3 protein-coding genes are annotated in these 3060 nt (G+C 30.8%); all 3 read right to left on the bottom strand.

Translation table 11 applies throughout. The features are described from left to right. Positions 1-125: 125 nt before the first annotated feature. The gene (locus FVB9532_RS19580) at positions 126-515 is read right to left on the bottom strand and encodes a two-component regulator propeller domain-containing protein (RefSeq protein WP_194716595.1); all 390 of its coding nucleotides are present in this window, start codon (positions 513-515) and stop codon (positions 126-128) included. A 709-nt stretch (positions 516-1224) separates the two neighbouring features. Next, positions 1225-2004: a hypothetical protein gene (locus tag FVB9532_RS19125; protein WP_150546785.1), complete on the bottom strand. Its 780-nt coding sequence runs from the start codon at positions 2002-2004 to the stop codon at positions 1225-1227. A gap of 861 nt (positions 2005-2865) precedes the next feature. Then, a partial coding sequence (locus tag FVB9532_RS19815; RefSeq protein ID WP_228482403.1) for a hypothetical protein occupies positions 2866-3060 on the bottom strand: 195 nt, incomplete at its 5' end.

The raw sequence follows: 3060 nt of genomic DNA, 5'->3' as shown, positions 1-3060 counted from the left end.
GAGTTCATCAGGAAAATAAAAAAGATGCCTATTTATTGTTTTATTATAAATAATGGGGAAGGCAGTATTCTTGTAGTAAAAAAATTGGTTTTCTTGGCCTTCAAATAATTCGCCTACTTTGGCAATTACAAGATGAGCGTTGGAAGGAGGCTCAAAATTAAGAATAGGTAGTGTGGTTTAAAAGAATTGCCAGAAAGCCTATAAACCGAAGTCTTATTTTTAATTAAAACTTGAGAATCTCCTTTAAAAAGTTGAAACTCAATGTCCATCCCATTGACCTCACCTGATAGTTTCGAATCCTCTATATCAAAGGTTTCCATAGGAGTTTCACAGCCTATTTTTAAAACCTTTTTTTCTTCAGTGGCAATCCAAATGTTACCATAATCGTCTTCGATTATTGAAGTATAATTGTATTTTTTATGAAAAGAAATCCATTGACCCTCACCGGTATATATGTTAAACTTGTAGATAGAATTCAGTTCAGATGATAGCCAAAAATCTCCGGTACTACTCAAAAATGGCTGTTTCGGTATTAAAATAGTAACTTTTTTACCTTCTTTTTTTTCAAAAGGAAAAAAGAACCGTTGATTCCCTGTTTCTTTTACAAGACCACAGGGAGATGTGTACCAAAAAAAACCTTCTTCATCAAATAATCCTGATATGCGGGAACTTACAGACTCGCCACAATTTATTATGGGTAGGCGGGGAGGGGGGTAACCATCAGCATATGAATAATCTATTATCCCTAGAATAAAAAATAAATAGGTGTATATCTCATTAAATAGCTGATGTCTTTTTTTTCTAAAAAAATCATTATTAATAATGATTTAAAAAAATAACAAAAAAGCACAACTTTATGGTGATATACTAATACTAATTTCTTTTTTTGAAATTATTTATTTTTAAATTAATATAAGCACAACCTTTGTTGGGGTGCATTTCGCTTCTCTAAGAAGAATTAAAAAAAGTGATTTTAAATGGGAATGATCTAAAAACCAACAGCCAAAATAACAACTAAAATAGTTGAATATCCGTTATAAATCATAATGAGTTGGTGACCCTTTTGTCACACAGAGTGGAGTCGAAGTGTTGATTCAGGGTCTGCTCTTCAATATTTTATTTTTCAAGGTAGTATGAGGTTCTTTATCAAGCCCGCCCGTCGGACGGCAGGTCCAGAATGACGAAAATACTCATTATTACAAATTACGGATAATCAATAAAATATTAATCTGAACAAACAAACTTAAACTCCAAATCAGAAAATAAACCGATTAGAAGGTTATAAATTTGTAGTTGTCTGTACCCATCTTCATATCGGTTTTGATTTATTTCATTGATTTTTTTTGCATATGAAATTGTAAGGGGGGTGCTAATTCTATCAAAAATTGATTCATCAAGAATACCAACGGCAAAGGCAACCCTAAGTAGATTAAAATTATTGTTGGTATCCATTTTTAATTTCTCTAATGCAAAACTCGTTTGTTTATGGCTTTTTTTTAAACCTTTATATAACTTAGGTGATAATAACCTCAATTTTTCTATATATTCAATATCGTCTTTTTCCAGTTTATTTATTTCCGGGAAAAGTTTTAATTTGTTTTGTTTAAGCTCCTGCCTGCATTTTTCAATAAATTTGGTAAGAATAATAGTTTGAAGGAGTTTTTTTTGATTTAAAAAATTCTTTTTCAAAAGAAAATCATCAATTAAACCAGTAAATTCTTCTGCCACAGGTAAAATACATGAACTTACAAATTCATTAGGTTCCAAAATATTTAAATAAAAACTTTTTTTTACTATTAATAACCAGTTTTTACATTGAAAACTCTTTTCTATTTCCTTTTTGTAATTTAAAAAAACTTTTTGGTCACATCCCATTAAATCCCTTTTGTAGTCATCATCAAGACCGAGAACCTCCATCCTTAAAATGTTATAATGAATGTAACGAAGCTGCATTGGGAATTTTGGGTGGTGTTCTAAATCAACATTTAATAAAGGTCTTTTCATCATATGCTCTCTCATTTTAATTACTACTTGACTATCAAAAATATCAAATCATTGATGCCTGTATGTTGCTGTTGTAATTAACGTGTCCTTAGCTCATTTTTTACCGCAAGCGTTAAAGAGGAGGTGTGATTAAAATAAATTATGTAAAACTCTGTAAAATAAAGTTTTATAGGGTTGTTTGGAGAACTGTTTAAAACAGGTTGGGGGTGGTTTTAATGAAAAGCTTTTAAATCCTTGTAATAAACGGTTTTTTATGGCAGTAGGCTTATGTTAGGTAACAACTCTTTTTTTAGTGAGTTTTTTTTCGAAAACAGCAAAGCCTTTTTTGTTTTTAGGTCTTGATAGGGAAGTATATTTTAAAGAGCCACATCTATAGAGCTTGATCTTAGTGTTAACAATCCGGTCTGTACAGCAGTCATTGCGTCCATCCAGTATGAGGCGGGTTATAAAATAGGCTTCTGGTAATTTTATTTTAAAGCCCCAGTCGCCTGAGAGGTTTCCGTCGCGCTTTGTATAAAAACTAGGTTTCAGAACATTGTCCACACCATACAAAGAGCGAGATAAAATCAGCCCAACGGTTTTCAGAGTTTATAAATGAAAAAGTTGTATTGTCAATCCCAATATGGTCTTTTATTAACCTATAAGTAATGTTGGTCTTATATTTAATTTTTCTACAAATTGAGCCGTCAAATAGGTACAGTACCTATTACTTGTGTGTAGTGATAACAGCAGGTCTTAATATATTCATTTAACAAGTTTAAATGATCGCTTTCATTGTCGATTAATATTGACGATAGTTGTTGTTCCATAATCATATTTGAATCATTCAAAAGTTATTGTTTACCTAAGTAAAAGAATAAGTTATAATTTAATTATAATTTTAACTATTGTTCCATATTCGCCATGGGTTTTCGGAGTTTTATCAATATAAATTACATACAAACTACCTTTAGTGGTTCTATTTGAGATTTTAATTCTTTCGTCAATTATTTCAGAAGATAATGATTTGTACTTAAACTTTTGATTCATTTTCTTCTCTAAGGAAGCCGATCTTCC

Origin of the sequence: Mesonia oceanica, from assembly GCF_902499555.1 — a bacterium.
GTDB classification, from domain to species: domain Bacteria; phylum Bacteroidota; class Bacteroidia; order Flavobacteriales; family Flavobacteriaceae; genus Mesonia; species Mesonia oceanica.
Note: the sequence above shows the minus strand (reverse complement) of the source record. Positions and strands in the feature narration are given on the sequence as shown.

Bases quoted from the DNA above. Each gene is read 5' to 3' on its own strand.
- FVB9532_RS19125 (WP_150546785.1), bottom strand. From the start codon at position 2,004: ATGAAAAGACCTTTATTAAATGTTGATTTAGAACACCACCCAAAATTC.